The sequence below is a fragment of the Cryobacterium sp. TMT2-15-1 genome, assembly GCF_004402345.1.
Lineage (GTDB): Bacteria > Actinomycetota > Actinomycetes > Actinomycetales > Microbacteriaceae > Cryobacterium > Cryobacterium sandaracinum.
The window spans coordinates 50,207-67,708 of the sequence record NZ_SOGD01000032.1; the positions used below are offsets into that span (position 1 = coordinate 50,207).

16 protein-coding genes are annotated in these 17,502 nt (G+C 68.1%); 11 read left to right on the forward strand and 5 right to left on the reverse strand.

The window, feature by feature from the left end; translation table 11 throughout:
- Positions 1–9: 9 nt before the first annotated feature.
- Positions 10–825 carry an alpha/beta fold hydrolase gene (locus tag E3O62_RS08545; protein WP_241973390.1) on the reverse strand — a complete coding sequence of 272 codons (816 nt, stop codon included), beginning with the start codon at positions 823–825 and terminating at the stop codon, positions 10–12.
- 381 nt (positions 826–1,206) lie between these two features.
- Here E3O62_RS08545 and E3O62_RS08550 point away from each other — a divergent pair, with 381 nt between their 5' ends.
- The 3 genes from E3O62_RS08550 (at position 1,207) to E3O62_RS08560 (ending at position 3,422) form a co-directional block, all read left to right on the forward strand.
- Entirely contained in the window at positions 1,207–2,064 is an 858-nt protein-coding gene (locus E3O62_RS08550) for a transglycosylase SLT domain-containing protein (RefSeq protein WP_241973391.1), read from the forward strand.
- A gap of 79 nt (positions 2,065–2,143) precedes the next feature.
- Positions 2,144–2,794 carry an HNH endonuclease signature motif containing protein gene (locus E3O62_RS08555; RefSeq protein ID WP_134398219.1) on the forward strand — a complete coding sequence of 217 codons (651 nt, stop codon included), beginning with the start codon at positions 2,144–2,146 and terminating at the stop codon, positions 2,792–2,794.
- A 163-nt stretch (positions 2,795–2,957) separates the two neighbouring features.
- Positions 2,958–3,422, forward strand: coding sequence for an isoprenylcysteine carboxylmethyltransferase family protein (locus E3O62_RS08560; protein ID WP_134398220.1), 465 nt, complete (start codon positions 2,958–2,960; stop codon positions 3,420–3,422).
- 129 nt (positions 3,423–3,551) lie between these two features.
- Here the strand turns inward: E3O62_RS08560 and E3O62_RS08565 are convergent, their stop codons facing one another.
- Positions 3,552–3,857 carry a hypothetical protein gene (locus E3O62_RS08565; protein WP_104101449.1) on the reverse strand — a complete coding sequence of 102 codons (306 nt, stop codon included), beginning with the start codon at positions 3,855–3,857 and terminating at the stop codon, positions 3,552–3,554.
- 115 nt (positions 3,858–3,972) lie between these two features.
- On the opposite strand from E3O62_RS08565, the gene E3O62_RS08570 reads away from it, so the two are divergent.
- The 4 genes from E3O62_RS08570 (at position 3,973) to E3O62_RS08585 (ending at position 10,176) form a co-directional block, all read left to right on the forward strand.
- The gene (locus E3O62_RS08570) at positions 3,973–5,475 is read left to right on the forward strand and encodes a DUF3375 domain-containing protein (RefSeq protein WP_134394521.1); all 1,503 of its coding nucleotides are present in this window, start codon (positions 3,973–3,975) and stop codon (positions 5,473–5,475) included.
- Positions 5,468–6,169, forward strand: coding sequence for a DUF4194 domain-containing protein (locus tag E3O62_RS08575; RefSeq protein ID WP_134394520.1), 702 nt, complete (start codon positions 5,468–5,470; stop codon positions 6,167–6,169). Before E3O62_RS08570 ends, E3O62_RS08575 begins: the two co-directional genes overlap by 8 nt.
- On the forward strand, positions 6,166–9,546 hold the full coding sequence (locus E3O62_RS08580; RefSeq protein ID WP_134398221.1) for an ATP-binding protein: 3,381 nt from the start codon (positions 6,166–6,168) through the stop codon (positions 9,544–9,546). Before E3O62_RS08575 ends, E3O62_RS08580 begins: the two co-directional genes overlap by 4 nt.
- A gap of 72 nt (positions 9,547–9,618) precedes the next feature.
- A complete protein-coding gene (locus tag E3O62_RS08585; RefSeq protein ID WP_134394518.1) occupies positions 9,619–10,176 on the forward strand; it encodes a hypothetical protein in 558 nt (185 codons plus the stop codon).
- A 230-nt stretch (positions 10,177–10,406) separates the two neighbouring features.
- On the opposite strand, the gene E3O62_RS08590 is transcribed toward E3O62_RS08585, so the two are convergent.
- The 3 genes from E3O62_RS08590 to E3O62_RS08600 are packed head-to-tail and all read right to left on the reverse strand — an operon-like array spanning position 10,407 to position 12,108.
- Positions 10,407–10,847, reverse strand: a complete 441-nt coding sequence (locus E3O62_RS08590; RefSeq protein ID WP_134394517.1) for a DoxX family membrane protein — start codon at positions 10,845–10,847, stop codon at positions 10,407–10,409.
- Positions 10,844–11,152 (reverse strand): hypothetical protein, encoded by a 309-nt coding sequence (locus tag E3O62_RS08595; RefSeq protein WP_134394516.1) that lies wholly within the window; start codon positions 11,150–11,152, stop codon positions 10,844–10,846. The genes E3O62_RS08590 and E3O62_RS08595 overlap by 4 nt, the downstream gene beginning before the upstream one ends.
- The gene (locus E3O62_RS08600; protein ID WP_174720126.1) at positions 11,149–12,108 is read right to left on the reverse strand and encodes a 1-phosphofructokinase family hexose kinase; all 960 of its coding nucleotides are present in this window, start codon (positions 12,106–12,108) and stop codon (positions 11,149–11,151) included. The genes E3O62_RS08595 and E3O62_RS08600 overlap by 4 nt, the downstream gene beginning before the upstream one ends.
- Before the next feature lie 96 nt (positions 12,109–12,204).
- Here E3O62_RS08600 and E3O62_RS08605 point away from each other — a divergent pair, with 96 nt between their 5' ends.
- The 4 genes from E3O62_RS08605 to E3O62_RS08620 all read left to right on the forward strand — a co-directional run bounded on the left by E3O62_RS08605 (position 12,205) and on the right by E3O62_RS08620 (position 17,495).
- Positions 12,205–12,621: a VOC family protein gene (locus tag E3O62_RS08605; protein ID WP_134394515.1), complete on the forward strand. Its 417-nt coding sequence runs from the start codon at positions 12,205–12,207 to the stop codon at positions 12,619–12,621.
- 75 nt (positions 12,622–12,696) lie between these two features.
- The gene (locus E3O62_RS08610; protein WP_134398222.1) at positions 12,697–13,428 is read left to right on the forward strand and encodes a glutamine amidotransferase; all 732 of its coding nucleotides are present in this window, start codon (positions 12,697–12,699) and stop codon (positions 13,426–13,428) included.
- Positions 13,429–13,504: 76 nt separating this feature from the next.
- Positions 13,505–15,652: a 4-alpha-glucanotransferase gene (gene malQ, locus E3O62_RS08615; protein ID WP_134398223.1), complete on the forward strand. Its 2,148-nt coding sequence runs from the start codon at positions 13,505–13,507 to the stop codon at positions 15,650–15,652.
- A 139-nt stretch (positions 15,653–15,791) separates the two neighbouring features.
- On the forward strand, positions 15,792–17,495 hold the full coding sequence (locus tag E3O62_RS08620) for an AMP-binding protein (RefSeq protein ID WP_134398224.1): 1,704 nt from the start codon (positions 15,792–15,794) through the stop codon (positions 17,493–17,495).
- Positions 17,496–17,502 lie beyond the last annotated feature (7 nt).

Consider the following 17,502-nt stretch of genomic DNA (forward strand, 5'->3'; position numbering starts at 1 on the left):
GAGCGCAGACTAGCAGAGCAGGGGAACCTCGACCCTCCCGCTGCTGCTTCCGCTGCGGAAGAACTCGATCGCCGCCTCCCGGAACGCGCGTGACGTCGGGGCGTTGAAGTTATTGCGCCCGGGGACCTCGAAGAATTCTCCGCTCGGTGTGGCCGCGGCGAGTGCCTTGGAGGCCTCGAGGATGCTGTCTTTGGTCCCGGTGGCGAAGAGCAGGGGCTGCGTCGGCGCGTTGTCCGCGCCGGGTTGGGGGCCGCCGCGCATTCCCTCGACGAGGGCCACGAGGGCTTTGAGGTCGTTGCCGGGCAGCGCGCGGGCCATGGTCAGGTAGGCGCCGGTAAGGCGGTCGGCGACCTCGGTGCCGTGCTCGATATGAGCGCGGGCATCCGTGATCTTGAAGCGTTTGAGGGGGTCACCGTCGGGTATGCCGCCGAGCACGGCCCGCGAGATGCGTCCCTCCAGTTCGCGGGCGGCCTGCCAGCCCACGCGGGCGCCGAGGGAGTATCCCGCGTAGGCGACCTCGTCGAGCAGGTAGGCGTCGAGTACCCGCAACACGTCGTCGACCAACGCCTCCATCGTGTAGTCGGCGGGGGAGCGGGGCTTGTCGCTCAGGCCGTGCCCGCGCTGGTCGATCGCGATCACGTGGAAGCCGGCGCGGATGAGATCGCGCGTCCAGCCGGTGACGTGCCAATTGGCGACGGCGCTGGAGGCGAAGCCGTGCACGGCGAGCACGGTGGGGGCCCTCGAATCTCCGAATTCGTAGGTGGCCAGGTTGACTCCATCGGCCGAATAGACGAAGCGGTGCGGTGGTGCGGTGCGTTGTGACATCACGGACCATTGCATCACGACCATCCGGATTTCGGCCCACCAGATCAACTCTTGAGCAATCCCGCCACCCCGCTTTGCCAGCACTCTGCCAGCTTAAAATGAGGATACGTCCAGAAATTCCGGGCAGTCTTGAAACTTCGCCCGGCCGGATCCCCGACCGTGGAACGTCAAAAAAGAATCGTGAGCGCAGCCGCGCGCGCGCTTCGCCCTGTGAAAGTTATGCCAAACTCAGACTCGTCTTCCCCTTCGTCCGACCTTTTCCCCAGTTCAAAACCTGAATCGGACGCCATGCCGATCCGTGCGGCAGCCGCAATCGGCACCGACATCGGATTCACCCGCCATCAGGAAACGCGTCGCCGGCGTGGACGAAGTCGCCTTTTCGTGGCCGGTGCCGTCATCGCCGTCGGCGCCATCGTGGGCAGTGGATTCTCCGCCCAGTCTGCGTCGCAGGCTGCCGAGGCCGAGCAAAAGAAACGCATCATTGCCACCGCAGCTCTGGCAGCCGCCACCGGCCCTCATCCCGAGCAAGCAGGCAGTCTCGAGGGAGTCGTCCCGGCCCACGCCTCCGCGAGCGCCCGCACCACCCTTGCCGGTGCCACCGGCGTGATCGCGGCGGCCCAGGGCAAGACGGATGTCTCGGCCCTCTCGAGCACCGTCGCCTCGCTCAGCGAGTACACGCTTCTGGCCCCCGAGCGAGTTTTCGATCTTGTGGAGACGGTCACTGCCCAAGCCGAGGTCGTGAAGGCCTCGACCGCTGAGGCCGATCGCCTCGCCGCGGAGCAGGCTGCGGCTGCCACAGCGGCTGCCGCAGCTGCTCAGGCTGCCGCGGATGCCCAGGCGCAGGCTGCTGCCCAGGCGGCGGCTCCGAAGCCGGCAGCACCGAAGCCGGTCGCTCCTTCCCCGGCACCGCCCCGCCCCGCCGCCCCCACGAACCCCAGCGGAGCCCAGGCGATCGCCCGGGACATGATGGCGTCCAAGTACGGCTGGGGCGCCGACCAGCTCGGATGCCTGGTCAGCCTCTGGAACAAGGAGTCCGGCTGGAACGTCAACGCCTACAACGCCTCGAGCGGTGCCACCGGCATCCCGCAGGCCCTGCCCGGCAGCAAGATGGCCTCGGCCGGCGCCGACTGGGCGACCAACCCGGCCACCCAGATCTCCTGGGGTCTGAACTACATCGCGGAGCGCTACGGCGACCCCTGTGGAGCGTGGAACAAGTCGGTGGCCTCGGGCTGGTATTGATGGTCAACATCTTCGAAAAGTAGCGCACATTTGCGGCGCGCTACTAGAACTGAGATTTCATCAGTGCTGAAATTGGGGTATGGAAAACCTGGCCGATCTCAGCGACATCGAGGACTTCGACCGTCAGAACTTCGACATCAAGGAGCTTGACGACGGTGGCGTGCTCGGCGTCGTGACGGCCGAGACGTCCGGCGACGCGGCGTCCCTCGCTCGCAGAATGAGCGTCCTGGCCCAGCTCAGAGCGGATGCCTTCGCGGCACTGGTAGTCGACGGCGTCACCCCCGCGGGGCTCGGCCGGGGCATCCGCGCCACCGTGAACGTGACGGTGCCGGTGCCGGTGCTCACCCTCCTCGGCCGCGGCGACGAGCCGGGTCACCTTGAGGGGTGCGGGCCGATCGACCCCGAGACGGCCCGGGAACTGGCGGCCGGAGCGCCGAGCTTTACCCGCATTCTCGTCCATCCCGAGACCGGCGTGATGCTGTCGGTTGGCCGACATCAGTACCGGGTACCGAAGGACCTCCGACGGCTCCTTGTTATTCGAGACGAAACCTGCCGATTCGCCGGCTGCAACCGACCGGCGGCCCGCGCCGAGATGGACCACAGCCACGAATGGCGAGAAGACGGCATCACTCGGTACGATAACCTCGCCAGCCTCTGTGCGCCCGACCACCGGTTGAAGACCCAAACCAACTGGACGGTGACCCAGTCGCCGGGCGGCGAGCTCCACTGAACTGCGCCCAGCGGTCTCCACTACAGGTCCGATCCGGCAATACCCTTCGAGCCTCCGGGCGCCGTCGACGACCCACCGCCCTTCTCGGGCCGGCGTTCAGGGTCACAATGTCTGCGGAAGCTCCCTCTCGTGCTCACGCGAGCCCAGGGCGTAGCCTTAAGCCATGAAGCGCGCGCTCGCAATTGCCCTGGTGTCGGCCCAGTTCCTGCTACTCCTGGCGCTGGCCCTCCTTCCCCACGGCACACTGTGGCCGGCGAACCTCGCCGTTGTCGTCGCCGCGATCGTGCTCGCTGTCGTAGGCGCGGTCTTCGCCGTGCTCGGCGTGCTCGGCCTCGGACCGGCCCTCACCGCGAGTCCGATTCCGCGGGAGCACGCGCCGCTGGTCACCACCGGTGTATACGGTCTCGTGCGCAGCCCCATCTACACCGGTCTGATGATCGGCGGCCTGGGGCTCGTGCTGCTCGGCGCATCGGTCTGGCATCTCGTAGCCTGGCTCGCCCTCGTGCTGTTGCTGGCGGGCAAGGCGCGCTGGGAAGAGCGGATGCTCGTGGCCGAGCAACCGGACTACGCCGCTTACGGCGCCCGCGCCGGCCGCTTCCTCCCCGGGGTGGGCCGGCTGAAGCCGTGACGTGGTGAACCAATCGACGGAGATTTTGGAGCACAGTGCTTTTCGGCCGGGTTTTGGGACATTTCGGCCAGATTCACCGTCGAATTCGTTCAGGACGCGGAGCGGAACACGAGGGCTAGAACATGACGGCTAGACGAAGACCAGAACCAGCCGCACGACGACAGCCAGAATCGCGACTCCCGACAGAGCCAGCGACGCGAGCACCAGCCCTCGCCCTCGGGCGCCGGCCGGGATCACACTGAAAGCCCGCAGTGAAAGGGAAAGCCCGATCAGGGCAACGAACAGCGCGGGAAACGGCAGCAGCACCGCGAGGACGACGCTGACGACCGACACCCAGAAACCCGGCACCCGGCCGGGCGTCTTCGACCAGTCCAGGTGCGGCGCACCGAGATTGAGCAGGTTGTTGCCCTCCATGTTCGCGCGCGGGTCGGTCACGTGTCGCTCCTTCAGCTTGTCCTGCCAGTCTCACACGCGCCACGAGCGCCTGCCCGCGTGCCGGCCCGCACGCGGGGACCGTTACCCTTGAGGAGGCCCGGGAAGGAACTTCGATATGAGCGAGCTTGCGGGTGAACTGGCGCGGGTGCGCGAAGCCTTCGACAAACCCACCCTGCGCCTGCTGGACCGCAAGTGGGCGCCGTTCGTGCTCGTCGTGTTCAAGTCCTCCTTCAGCCGCGACCGGCGCAGCGTGCGGGCCGATCTGCTGCACACTCAGGTCGACGCCTACCTTGCCGACCTGCGCTCGGTCGGCAGCGATGTGCCGGGCAAGACCGGTCGGGCCCTCTGCGTGCAGTGGATGAACGACCAGTGGCTTTTCCGCGAAACGGGGGAGGGCGACGAAGAACACTACTCGCTCACCTCGCACGCCCTCGAGGCGCTGCTCCTGGTCGAGAGCCTGTCCCGCGATCGGGCTTTGATCAGCGAATCCCGTCTCACCACGATCGTCGATACGGTGCGTCACCGCGCCACGCAGGCCAACCCTGATCGGGAGGAGCGCATCCGTCGCCTCGACCGGGCGATCGCCGAGAACGCCGCCGAGCGTGACCGCCTCGCAGCCGGCGGCGAGATCGCGCCCGTCTCGAACGAGCAGATGCGCGAGGGCTACGCCGACCTGGTCGACCTGATCGGCCAGCTGCCCAGCGATTTTAAACGCGTCGAGGAATCCGTCGCCGCCATGCACCGGCAGATCGTCAACGATTTCCGCGGCGAGGAACGCCCGATCAGCGAGGTACTCGACGAGTACCTCGTGAAAACGGATGCCCTGATGACCTCGACCCCGGAAGGTCGCGCCTTCGAGGGGGCCTTCACCCTGCTGCGCGACGACGACCTGCTGCGGGAGCTGGGGGACGACCTGGAGACGATCCTGCTGCATCCGTTCGCCCTCGAACTCAGCGCCACCGACCGCCGCAGCTTCATGGGCACCGTGCGCCTGATCCGCAAGGGCATCGATGATGTGCTCACCCAACGCAACGGGTTGACGACCACCCTGCGCGAGCACATCGTCAACCACGACGTGGTCAAGGACCGCGAACTCGAGCGCCTGCTGCGCGAGATCAACAAGGAACTCGCGACCTGGATGCAGACCGCCGGGCCCCGCAGCACGGTCACCGCCGAACTCATGCCGGGAACCCTCGACGCCCCGCACCTCCGCGAACGCTTCTACGACCCGGGCGCCCACCGCGCGCCGCCCGAGCTGCAGGATGTCTCCGACGACGCCCCACCGCCACCGAGTCTCGACGAGATGCGCACGCAGGGCGGCCCGCTGCTGGGGGAGCTGCGCGACGCGATCGTGACGGCCTTCAACCACGGCGACGCCGCATCCGTCGGTGACGCCTTCAACGACCTCGACGTCACCCTGCGCCGCCCGGTCGAGATCCTGGGGATGCTGCAGATCGCCACCCAGATCGATGCGGTCAGCCGGTCCCAGACGCTCGAACGCTTCGAAACCGTGCGACCCGACGGCTCCACCCGCAGCTTCGAGGTGCCCCGAATCATGCTCAGCGACGACGAAACTGCGGCGCTGTCCGCCCTGAACTACGGATCCGACAATGACTGACGAGCCCACCGCCGAGCACACCGACATCGATTCGCCCAGCTTGTCCCTCTTCGAGGGCGACGAGGGCGGGCTCACCGTGGAGCAGCGTCGCACCCTGGTGCTGCTGCTGAAGCACCGTTACATCTCCGCCGCGCTGCAGCCGGCCGAATGGCAGACACTGCTGCGCTCCCAGAGCCTGCTCAAATCGCGACTGAACGACATGTTCCTCGATCTGCATGTCGACCTGCACTACGAGGTGGCATTCAAACGGCAGGCGGTCGCCGAGGGCGGAGACCGATTCCCGACCCTGCTGCACGACGTGTCCTACACGCGGGAGGAGACCATTCTGCTCGTGCTGCTGCGGCAGCGATTCCGCAGCGAGCGTGCCAACGGCCATGACATCGTCATCGTGGACCGCGACAACCTGGTGGAGAACGTCGGTCATTTCCGGCCCGAACACGCCACCGACCGCTGGGGCGACGCCCGAAAGGCCACGGCCGCCGTCGACAGCCTCGCGAAGGCGCGGGTGCTGCTGAAGACCAGCGACCCCGACCGATTCCGCATCTCCGCCGTGATCGAGGTGCTGCTGCCGGTGGAACGGCTGAGCGAACTGCTGGAGTGGCTGGTCACCCAGAACTCCGATTCCGGCTCGGAAGCCACCGATCTCGACGATCTGCGTCTCCTGTCCGAAGCCCTGCCGGAGGCCCTGTCATGAACGATTCCCCGCTCTTTTATGTCGATGGCCTCACCGAGGGCACCACGCAGTGGCGCGCCGAGTCGTTCCAGATGGTGAACTGGGGTGGCTTTCAGGGCCACCACGAGGTTGCTTTCGCGCCCAGCGCCACCCTGGTGTCCGGGGCGTCCGGAACCGGCAAGAGCAGCCTGCTCGACGCCTACCTCGCCCTGATGATGCCGTCGGACACCCCCTTCAACGGCGCCTCCAACGACGCCGGTTCCGGGCGGGCGCGCAGCGCCGACCAGCGCAGCCTGATGACCTACCTCAAGGGCAAGACCGACGCCAACCGGGAGGCCGGCACGGGCGAGCTGCAGGACCAGGTGCTCCGCGGTGCCCACGAGTCCACCTGGGGTGCCGTGTCGATGACCTTCATCGATGACAACCAGCGCCGTTTCACCGTGTTGCGGGCCTACTTCGTGCCCCGCGGCAGCACCCGGTTCGGCGACATCACCATGAAGATGGCCACGATCGACGGATACCTCGACCTGCGCGACCTGGCCGAGGTGACCGAGTCCCGGTTCGACAAGCGCGCTCTCAAATCCCGGTTCCCCGAACTGGATGTCTTCGACACCTATGCGGCGTTCGCCCAGACCCTGTACACCCGCCTGGGCATCGGCGCCAACGGTGAGGGCGGCAAGGCGCTCCGGCTGCTCGCACGCATCCAGGCCGGCCAGCAGGTGAAGACGGTCGACGGGCTCTACAAGTCGATGGTGCTGGAGGAACCGTCCACCTACGCGGCCGCCGACAAGGCCGTCGCCCACTTCGAAGACCTCGAACGGTCCTACGGCGCCATGGTCGCCGAGGCGCAGAAGGCCAAGGTGCTGGAACGCCTGCCCGACCTGCATCGCGTCTACGAGACGGCGACCGATAAGGCCGACCTGATCGACACCTTTGGCGTGCACCGCTCCGGCGACACCCCATTCGTGCTGTGGCAACTCCGCACGGAGCAGAGCCTGCTCGAGGAAGCAGCCGACGTCAACCGGGTGCAGCGGCGCGACACCCAGCTGCGCTCCACGACGGCCCGGGATGCCGAGACCGCGTTGAAAGCGCGCGTCGCCGACCTGCAGCGCCAGCAGCGTGACAACGGTGGCGACGTGCTCGTCAGCCTGCAGAACGAGCTTGGCCAGCTCACCGACAAACGCGACGACGTGGCCGCCGAGCGCTCCAAGTTCGACGAGCGCATCCGGCCTCTCGGCCTCTCCATCGACTCCGGCGACGACTTCGATCGGGCCCGCGCCGCGGCCGACGGGTTCCTGTCCGGCTTTCCCACTGCCGAGACCGACCTCGAGAACACGAGAAGCGCGCTGCAACGCACGGCCTACCCGGTCGAGGAGAACCTCCGCACCCTGGGGCAGGAGCACCAGTTCCTGTCCGGGCGGGCGAGCCTGGTTCCCCAGCACCTGCACAGCGCACGCCTGCTGATCGCCGAGGCGTCGGGCATCCCCGCCGAGGAGCTACCCTTCCTCGCCGAACTGATCGATCTGGCCCCCGGCGAGGACGCCTGGCGCCAGGCGGCCGAGGTCACCCTGGCATCCGTCGTGCGCGTCCTGCTCGTCGACGAGACTCGTCTGCGCGCGCTGAGCCTGGCCATCGACCCGCTCCGCATCCCCGTGCGCATCCACTTCGACGGGGTGCCGCTGCGCTCGCACGAGCAGATCGACGGTGACCCGCGCTTCGTGTCGGGAAAGCTCGTCTTCAAGGACTCGCCCTTCAGCGGTTGGGTGCGGGACCGGGTACAGGCCGCGAATCTCGACGCGGAGTGCGTCGCCACGGCCGCCGACCTCGTCGGGGACGGCCCGAGGGTCACCCCGAGTGGGCAGACCCGCAACGGTTCCCGCGGCGCCCATGGCTGGAACAGCGACCAGAAGTCGATCATCGGCTTCTCCAGTCGCACCCGCCTGCACGACATCGACGAGGAGTTGGCCCGCCTGCGGCTGGAGGCCGACAGCCTCGCGCGTGAAGCCTCCGCGCATGGTGCGAGCCTCGCCAACCTCCGGGCCCGCAGGGCCGCACACCAGTTCGTCGTCGACGCGGCCTGGCCGGCCATCGACGTGCAAGCCGCGGATGTCCGCATCGCTGAGAAGCAAGCCGAGCGCGAGCGCGTGCTCGCCGACAGTGACGTGCTGCGCGCCCTGAAAGATGAGGAAGAGCGGCTGGCCGCCGAACTGGAAACAGCCCAGAAGCTGAAGCACGCCACGGAGGTTGCCCTGCAGGCCCTCGTCGCCGAGCAGGGCCGCATCGTGGACCGGCAGGATGCGGTGAGCAGCCGCCTCGACCGCATCGATGGTGATCCGGAGACCGCGCTGTCACTGTCGGAGGAGCACACCACCCACCTCGACGCCCAGTTCGCGGCTGTCGCCGACCAGCATGACCTCGACGCGTTCGACGGGGCCATCAGGCGGCTGCGCGAGCGCCTCACCGAGCAGTCCAGCCAGGACCGGGACAGCGCCGCGGGCGCCCGCAACACTCTGGTCGGCATCTTCGAGACCTTTCAGAACCGCTGGCCCGACCCGAACATCGGCGTCTCGCTGGATTCCTACCCGAGCTACCGGGACATCCTTGATGCCGTCTACACACTCGGCCTGCACGAGCGGCGTCAAGAGTGGAAGCGCCGCCTCGCGCTCTGGAGCGGCCAGGACCTGGTTCCCCTGGTCGGGGCATTCACCTCCTCCATCGAGGAAATCGAAGATCGCCTCCGTCCCATCAATGAGATCCTCACCACGCTGCCGTTCGGAGCCGGGCGCGACCGCCTCAAGATCGCGTTGCGTCGCCTCCACCGCGACGACGCCACCGCGTTTCGCACGGAACTCAAGGTGCTGTCCTCCGGATCCACGGACGCCTTCACCGACGAGCAGACCGAAAGCCGGTTCACCCGGTTGCAGGCGTTCATGAACCTGATCCGTAAGTCCGCCGACGGTCCGCGCCAGGAATCCCAGCGCGATCTGCTGCTCGACGTGCGCCGGCACGTGGAGATCACCGCCGTGCGCACCACCCCGGAGGGCGTGGAAGTCAGCACCTACTCGTCGCTCGGCGGCAAGAGCGGTGGCGAGTCCCAGGAACTGGTGGCGTTCGTCGTGGGAGCCGCCCTGCGGTTCCAGCTCGGCGACGAGAGTCGCACCCGCCCGCGCTTCGCGCCGGTCTTCCTCGATGAGGGTTTCGTGAAATCGGACTCCGAGTTCGCCGGCCGTGCCGTGTCGGCGTGGAAGGGACTGGGCTTTCAGCTCATCATCGGTTCCCCGCTCGACAAGGTCACCGCGCTTGAGCCGCACATGGAGCTGGTGCTCTCGATGACCAAGAACAACAGCACCGGGTTCTCCTACATCACGCCGCTCTCGTCGCCGGTGCGTTCGGGTTAAGCTTCGCGCAGGGCCCAACCGCGACAGGGGAAGCCCTGGTTTCGGCGGGCCCGCACAGTAAGATTTTGTAGCGTGGCCGCAATTAAGGTGATCGTCGACGAGGGGCTAAAGATCGCGCTTTCCGCCGTCCGGATGGCGGTGAAGAACGACATCATCGTGGGCGCTCTCGGTGATCACGCCGACTACGATCCGGAACGCTACGCGGCGACCGCCCGTCACGAGCTGCACCTGCTCACCCGGCAGAACGAGCAGTACGCCCGCCGGGTCAAGGACCAGCGCAAAGAACTGACCAGGTCACGGTGGACCTCCGATCTCACGGAAGACCAGCATCACGACATCATTCAGCTCAAACTGCGCCGCCGCGTGCACGAGAAGCTCGCCGAGGCCCTCGAGGCCGTGGCCGCCGACGACGACAAGGTCGCGCGTCTCGTGCGGCGGGCTCAGCGGGCCGCCAGCGACGAGGTCAGTGACGCGGTGTCATCACGCCTGATCAGGCTGAACATAGACTGGCATGACCCCGATTACGAGGCCCGGCGGGAGGCCCGCACCGAGGTGTTCCTGCACATCGACCTCGCCCTTTTGAAGCTCAAGCATGACGCCGCGACCGACCTGTCCGCCAGCGACTACTGACTCCGGACTCAGCTGCGGGAGAAGAACCGAGCGAAGAAGCCGGGGGTCGGGGCGTCTTTCTCGTGTCCGCGGCACCGCTGTGCCCCCGGAACGCCTCGCATCACCTGGTCGACGTGCTGGCCGCACCCGGCCCAGGTCGTTTTTCCACACTTCTTACACGTAACTTGACGGCACATCCGTTGAACCCTTTCGTTGAACTCGTCCGCCCAACATACCCCATGGGGTATCAGTTACGCTGCACGGCGTGCCCGCCAGGCGCGCCACGCACCGGTCGACCACAGCGCCCACGCCACGAGCACCGGCTGGAAGAGCAGGCGGATGCCGCGGGACAGGTCCGAATCCAGGCCGAACGAATCGGTGGCCGTGACGAACTGGGAGATGTTGCCGGGGAAGATTGCCAGGAAGAACAGGGCCACGACCCAGCCCACCTGCACCGTGCGCCTGGCCAGCAGCAGCAGTGACAGGCCCAGAGCGATCTCGACCAGGCCCGACGCAACCACGACGAAATCACCCTCGAGCGGCAACCAGGTGGGCACCTGGGCGAGGAACGCCTCACGGTTCCACGCGAGGTGGCTGATTCCGGCGACGAGCAGGAACGCCCCCAGAGCCAATCGGCCGATCAAGCGGGGGATCGAGGTGCGGAGGGTGCCGGTGGCAACGTCAGCGGTCATGAATCGACTTTAGCCGCGATCTCGGCGTCCGTTCGGGCGTTGAAGATGCCCCACATGATGTGCGTCGGGCCGCTGCCGTCCCTGCCGGGCGCCGCCGCGCGGCTGATCCACCGCTCGGCGGCCGCGGTGGCGCCGAGCGCGGTCAGAGACGGCGCGATCCGGGACTTGCGAATCTTGCCGGCCATCACGCCGCCGTCCGGCGCAAGCCTCCAGCCGCGGCTGGAGGCGAGCACCTGCCCCACCTCTTCGTCGGTGAGCCACCGGGAAAAGCTGCGGCTGGGTGGATCAATGTCGGTGAGCTTCACGCGAGTGCCACCAGTTCGGCCTCCAGGCGTTCCACATCGACCCGGTGGCAGAGTTCCGTGGCCGGTGTCATCGCGGTGGCGGTGCCGGCGGCGACGGCGGCCCGGAACGCCCGGTCCACCGGGAACCCCTGCGCGATCCGCAGCACGAACGCACCGAGAAAGCTGTCGCCGGCCCCGACGGTGCTCTGCACCGTGACCTGCGGCACCCCCAGACGGATGATCCCGCTCGCCGAGGCGAGCACGGCTCCCGCTCCGCCGAGCGTCAGCGCGACGACTTCCGCGGACCCGCGGGCGACGAGCTCGGCGGCCGCGTCGATCTTGCTCTGTTCGGTGTCGAGGGTTGCGCCGACAAGCTCTCCCAGCTCACGCCCGCTCGGTTTGACCAGGTAGACCCCCTCGTCGAGCGCGGCCGCGAGCGCGGGACCGGACGTGTCCACGATGCAGCGGGCGTCGCGCCCGTGCGCCAGACGGGTGACCCGGGCGTAGAAATCGTCCGGGACTCCCGGCGGCAGGCTGCCGCTGGCGACCACATAGCCGCCGACCGGAATCGACTCTCCGACGACCGCGAGACAGGCCCGCCACTCGGTTTCACTGAGCTCGGGGCCTTCCAGCACGAAGCGGAACTGCTTGCCGGTGCCCGTCTCGTCGACGGTGAAGCTCTCGCGGGTGCTGCCGTGGATCGGCACCGCCAGGGTCGGGATGAGTTCGGCTTCGATCAGCCGGCGGAAGGCCTCCCCGGTGGGGCCGCCCGCGGTGTACACGGCCAGGGCCTGCCCGCCGAGACGTTGCACTACCCGAGCCACGTTCACACCGCCGCCACCCGGGTCGAGGCGGGACCGGCCACAGCGCATCTTGTGTTCGCTGACCACGTGCTCGGTTGACGTGCTCACGTCGAGAGCAGGGTTGATGGTGAGGGTGAGAATCGGCCGCAGCAGGGCGGCCCTGGGGGAGTCCATGGTCCCAGCGTAGAAGACTTCCCCGCACGCCTCGTGCTGGCGCGGGGTCGGGCCGATAATCGGAGCATTCGCCCCATGACAGAAGGAGGCTCCACCATGACGACCCAACTCAATCCCTACCTGGGGTTCCGGGATACGACCCGGGAAGCGATGGAGTTCTACCGGACGGTGTTCGGCGGCGAGCTGACGCTGAGCACGTTCGCCGAGTTCGAGGCGAGCGACGACACGGCTGAGCAGGACAAGATCATGCACGCCATGCTGACCACCGACGACGGCCTGGTGCTGATGGCTTCCGACACCCCGAACCGGCTGGAGCACCGTCCGGGCACCAACTATTCCGTGTCGCTCAGCGGCGACGACGAACCGGTGCTGCGCGGCTACTGGGACAAGCTCGCGGCCGGGGGCACCGTCGTCATGCCGCTCGAGCCGTCGCCGTGGGGCGACAGCTTCGGCATGTGCGTCGATAAATTCGGCGTGAGCTGGATGGTCAACATCGCCGGCGCACCCGCATAGGTCGGTGGTGGGGTTCGCATTCGACACCGCGCAGATGCAGCAGCGTCTGCCGAGGCCCACCACTACGATGATGCTGTGAAGCCCTTCCTGCTGCTCGCCACCCGTTCTGAGGACGAAGCCGCCGATGACGAGTACGCCGGATTCCTCGCGGCCGGCGATCTGGAACCCGACCAGCTCCACCGGGTGCGGCTCGAGGCCGCGCCGATGCCACCGATCGACCTGAACGGATACTCGGGCATCATCGTGGGCGGCAGCCCCTTCAACGCGAGCGATCCCGCCGAGGTCAAGTCGTCCGTGCAACGCCGCGTCGAGGCCGAGTTAACCGCCCTCCTCGACCAGGTGCTGGCCCGGGACTTCCCCTTCCTCGGTGCCTGCTACGGCGTCGGACTGCTCACCAGTCATCTGAGCGGCAGGCTCGACCGCACCTGGTCCGAGGAGGCCGGGCCGACCTGGATCTCCCTCACCGAGGCCGGCGCAGCCGACCAGCTGTTCGCCGCGCTCGCGCCCACCTTTCAAGCTTTCGTCGGGCACAAAGAGGCCTGTTCAGAGCTGCCGCCCGGCGCCGTCTTGCTGGCGACCGGGCAGAACTGTCCCGTGCAGGCGTTCCGGGTCGGCAACAACGTCTACGCGACGCAATTCCATCCGGAACTGACCAACGCCGGCATCCTGACCCGCATCCGCATCTACCGCGAGTACGGCTACTTCGATCCCGACGCCCTGGACGACGTCATCGCGGCGATCGACGCATCCATCGTCACCGAGCCGGCCAACCTGATGAAGGCCTTTGTCCTGCGCTTCGGCAGGTAGGGCCGGCGGGGTCCGGCACGGGTCCGGCACGGGTCCGGCGCGGGTCCGGGACCGGTCCCGGATCTAGAGTGGTCCCATGGAACTCGAACCAACCGACCGTTCTGCGGCGGCGCTGCTGGAACTGGCACGATCACTCGGGGTTGACACCTCTTTCACCGGCTGGGACGGTGCTTCACGGGCGGTCGACGTCGGCACCCTGCGTAGGGTCCTGGGCGCCCTCGGCGTTCCCGCCGGCACGCCTGCCGAGGTTGATGCGGCGCTGACCGAGCAGAGCCTCGCGCCCTGGCGCCGGCTCCTGCCTCCCGTCGTGGTGCTCCGCGAGGGCGGCGAGGACGAGGTGCCCGTGCACACCGGCGCCGGTTCGACGGCCCTCGTCTGGATCGTCGCCGAGGACGGCACCCGGCACGAGGTGTTGCAGACGGGGCTCTGGGAGAAACCCCGCACCGTCGACGGTCGGCCGATGAGCCGGGCGACGTTCCAGATCCCGGCCGGCCTGCCGCTGGGCTGGCACACCCTGCACGCAGAGAGCGGAGACCACACGGCGCGCTGCGGCCTCGTCGTGACCCCGCCCCGGCTCGAGACCACTCGAAACCTGGCCGGGCATCGCGACTGGGGTCTGATGGCCCAGCTCTACTCGGTGCGCTCCTCCCGGAGCTGGGGGATCGGCGACTTCGCCGACCTTGCCGACCTGGCCGCCATCTCCGGCTCCCAGTACGGAGCCGACTTCGTCCTGGTCAATCCGCTGCACGCGTCCGAGCCTGCCCCGCCGGTCGAGCCCTCCCCGTACCTGCCGTCGAGCAGGCGCTTTTTCCACCCGCTGTACATCCGGGTCGAGGACGTGCCCGAATACGGCTACCTCGCCCCGGCGGCACGAGCCGTTGTCGAGTCCCTCGCGGACCGGCAGCACTCGGCCAACCTGGAGGCGGACCACCTCGACCGCGACTGCGCCTACGCTGCCAAACTGACCGCGCTGGAAGCCGTGCACCAGGTGCGGCCGACCCCCTCCCGTGCCCACCGGTTCGAGGAATTCTGCGCCGAGCAGGGTCAGGGTCTGGTCGACTTCGCGCTCTGGTGCGCCCTGGCCGAGCTGTTCCCGACGGATGCGCCGGAATGGTCGATCGAGCCGCGCGGCCCCCGCGGTCCCTTCGCCGCCGAGCACCGGGAGCAGCTCGCGGACCGCATTGAATTCCACAGCTGGCTCCAGTGGCTCTGCGACCAGCAGTTGGAGACCGCTCAACGCGCGGCGACGGATGCCGGAATGACCATCGGCATCGTGCACGACCTCGCGGTCGGGGTACAGATCACCGGGTCCGACGCCTGGACCCTGCAGGGCGTTCTCGCCCCGGGCATGACCGTGGGAGCCCCGCCGGACATGTTCAACCAGCAGGGCCAGAACTGGTCGCAGCCGCCGTGGCACCCCGGCCGGCTGGCCGAGTCGGGCTACGTCGCCTACCGGGACATGCTCCGCAGCATCCTGCACCATGCCGGCGGCATCCGGGTGGACCACATTCTGGGTCTGTTCCGCCTGTGGTGGATCCCGGTCGGCGCCGGACCGGGAGAGGGCACCTACGTGCACTACGACCACGAGGCACTCATCGGTATCCTGGCCCTCGAGGCCCAGCGCGCCGGCGCGGTGGTGATCGGCGAAGACCTCGGCGTCTTCGAGCCCTGGGTGCGTGAGTACCTCGCCGAACGCGGCATCTTCGGAACCTCGATCCTCTGGTTCGAACGAGACAACGGTGTGCCGCTGGCCCCCGAACGGTACCGCCAGTCCTGCCTGACCAGTGTGAACACCCACGATCTGCCTCCGACGGCCGGCTATCTCGCCGGCGACCACGTGGCCCTGCGCGAGTCGCTCGGTCTGCTCGGGCGATCGGTCGAGGAGGAGCGCACCGCGGACCTCGCCGAGCAGTCCGCCATGCTGGCCGCGCTTCGCGAACGCGACCTGCTGCCGCCCCTCGGCGCCGAGCCAGCCCCGACCGTGCAGGAGACGGTTGAGGCGCTCTACGCGTACACCGCACTGACGCCCTCGTCGCTCCTTGGCGTGGCTCTGGTGGATGCGGTCGGCGAGCGCCGGACCCAGAACCAGCCCGGGACCTCGAACGAGTACCCGAACTGGCGCATCCCGCTGGCCGGCCCCGACGGAAAGTCCGTGCTCATCGACGACCTGCCCGGCAACGCCCGCTTCGCCGCCCTGGTGGACGCGATCCGCGCCACTCCCTGAAGCGCTTCATCACGCCGAGGAAGATCTTCGCGCCGTTCGGCCCGAACGGCACCGAGCTGCGGAACCTCCGGGACCTGCCGGCCTCGCGGCCGGGTGTCGTATTCCGTTTCGGGCATTTGAACCGAGGAAAATGGGACGGATGACCACCCCCCAGAGCACCACCGCCTTTCGAGGCGCGCGCGACCACCTCCTGCAGTTGCGAGACGATCATGCGCGCGCCCAGGCCGAGTTCGAGTGGCCGGATGTGGGGGCGAACTTTAACTGGGCCGTCGACTGGTTCGACGTCATGGCCGCGGGCAACGACAGGACCGCCCTGTGGATCGTGGAGGAGGATGGCAGCGAACTGACGGTGACCTTCAGCGAGATGTCGGCGCGCTCCGACCAGGTGGCCACCTGGCTGATCTCCCGGGGCGTCGGGCACGGCGACCACGTCATGCTGATGCTGGGCAACCAGGTCGAGCTCTGGGAGCTGATGCTCGCCATCATGAAAGTGGGCGCGGTCATCCTGCCCACGTCCACGGTGCTTGCGACCGGCGACCTGGCGGATCGGGTTCTGCGCGGAGGGGTGCAGCACGTCATCGCCAACGCCGGCGACGCCGCCAAGTTCGACGCGGTGCCCGGCGACTTCTCGCGCATCTGCGTCGGTGCGGCCACCCCCGGCTGGGCCGACTACGCGGATGCCGCGCTCGTCGCGGCCGAGAAGCCCGCCGTGGTCGTCTCGTCCGACGACCCGTCCCTGATCTACTTCACCTCGGGTACCACCAGCAAGCCGAAAATGGTGGTGCACACCCAGACGTCCTATCCCGTGGGGCACCTGACCACCATGTACTGGATCGGACTGCGCCCGGACGACGTGCACCTGGCCATCAGCTCGCCCGGCTGGGGCAAGCACGCCTGGAGCAGCTTCTTCGCCCCGTGGATCGCCGAGGCCACCGTCTTCGTCTACAACTACGCCCGGTTCGAACCGTTCGCCCTCGCCGACCAGCTGCACCGCGCGAAAGTGACCACCTTCTGCGCCCCGCCGACCGTGTGGCGCATGCTGATCCAATCCGACGTCGGCGCCAAGCCGGTAGGACTGCGCGAGATCCTCTCGGCCGGCGAGCCGCTCAACCCGGAGGTCATCCATCAGATCCAGCGTTCCTGGGGACTCACCATCCGGGATGGCTACGGCCAGACCGAGACCACGGCGATCGTGGGCAACGCCCCGGGTTCCGCTCTGCTGGCCGGTTCGATGGGGATGCCCCTACCGGGCGTCGCGATCACGCTGCTCGACCCCATCACCGGTGAGGAGAGCGACGAGGGCGAGATCTGCCTCGACCTGTCCCGCACCGCGGTCAACCTGATGGCCGGCTACCACGGGGATCCCGAACGCACGCGTGAGGCCGTGCGGGACGGCTACTTCCACACCGGTGATGTCGCCAGCCGCGACGCCGAAGGCTATATCACGTTCATTGGCCGCACCGATGACATCTTCAAGTCCTCCGACTACAAGGTCTCCCCGTTCGAGGTCGAGAGCGTGCTGCTGGTGCACCCGGCCGTGGCCGAGGCGGCCGTCGTGCCCGCGCCCGACGACACCCGGCTGAACATCGCCAAGGCCTACATCGCCCTGGCGGCGGGCTGGGAGTCCAACGGCGAAACGGCGCTCTCGGTGCTGCGCCACGCCCGCACCGGTCTGCCCCCGTACATGCGGGTGCGGCGGGTCGAGTTCTACGAGCTGCCCAAGACCAGTTCCGGCAAGATCCGCCGGGTGGAACTGCGCATGCGCGAGGATGCCGCGGCCGCCGAGAACACCCGGCTCCCCGGTGAGTGGCGCGACGACCAATTCCCCGAGCTCAAGCGCTGACCGGCCG